Annotated in this window: 1 rRNA gene; it reads right to left on the reverse strand. The window is 47.1% G+C overall.

The features are described from left to right. Positions 1 to 188 precede the first annotated feature (188 nt). A 16S ribosomal RNA gene (locus JYB62_RS19745) occupies positions 189 to 274 on the reverse strand; the annotation flags it as partial.

Below are 274 nucleotides of genomic sequence, written 5' to 3' on the forward strand. Positions count from 1 at the left end.
TATCACGTCCTTCCTCGCCTCTGAGAGCCTAGGCATCCCCCGTGCGCCCTTATTCACTTACTCTACTTTTGTACTTTAAAAGTACTTCTGTTACAATTTCTGCTCAACATGTCAATGAACTTGTTACTACGCGTATGTAGTACATGTTTGAAGTATGTAAGGCTCCTGAGTGACAGGGTCTTTTCCAGAAAGGAGGTGTTCCAGCCGCACCTTCCGGTACGGCTACCTTGTTACGACTTAGCCCCAGTTACCGGTTCTACCCTAAACAGCTCCT

The sequence above is a fragment of the Algoriphagus lutimaris genome (assembly GCF_017051705.1).
GTDB lineage: Bacteria > Bacteroidota > Bacteroidia > Cytophagales > Cyclobacteriaceae > Algoriphagus > Algoriphagus lutimaris.